Origin of the sequence: Rhizobium sp. TRM95796 (assembly GCF_025779995.1) — a bacterium.
Taxonomy (GTDB): domain Bacteria; phylum Pseudomonadota; class Alphaproteobacteria; order Rhizobiales; family Rhizobiaceae; genus Rhizobium_E.
Genome location: NZ_JAOXHE010000039.1, coordinates 1 through 533, shown reverse-complemented (window position 1 = coordinate 533; position 533 = coordinate 1). Strand labels below are relative to the sequence as shown.

At 50.7% G+C, this 533-nt stretch carries 2 protein-coding genes; both read left to right on the top strand.

Annotated elements, in window-relative coordinates:
- Positions 1-112 precede the first annotated feature (112 nt).
- Positions 113-286 (top strand): hypothetical protein, encoded by a 174-nt coding sequence (locus OCK01_RS26415; RefSeq protein ID WP_263826562.1) that lies wholly within the window; start codon positions 113-115, stop codon positions 284-286.
- A gap of 29 nt (positions 287-315) precedes the next feature.
- On the top strand, positions 316-533 hold a 218-nt coding region (locus tag OCK01_RS26410), incomplete at its 3' end, for a dTDP-4-dehydrorhamnose 3,5-epimerase family protein (protein ID WP_263826561.1).

Sequence of the window (533 nt, the reverse complement as noted above, 5' to 3'; positions counted from 1 at the left end):
CGCCCACATCCGCCTGATCACCAGACGGCTTGCAAGGTATGGATATCGTTGAAGGCTTTTCGAGTCAGACTCTAAGAAAATGCGTATTTTATGAGGTCTTGGAGTTGACTGGATGGAAGCACGACGCGCTGCAAAAATGTGGTTGGCTTCGCGGTTGGATTTAATGCCGACGACAACAATGAAAGTTGGCCTGCTAAACCTCGGCTGCGGGGTTTCCGAGTTAACCAACCACAAAGTTCAGGCGAACAACATCAATTTCGCACTTGCGAAGAATAGGAAATCCTGAATATTGATAGTGTAGTCAGGAGATTGTCGATGCAGTTTGAACGTCTAGCTATTTCTGATGTTGTAAAGATCACCCCTGCCCGCTTCGGCGATCATCGCGGATACTTCTCGGAAATATTCAAGGACGCCTGGTTTCGCGGCAACATAGCCGATGTAAGCTTCGTGCAGGACAATCAATCTCTCTCCGCAACGCCCGGCACCGTGCGCGGCCTGCATTTCCAGCTGGAGCCCTTCGGCCAGGGAAAGCT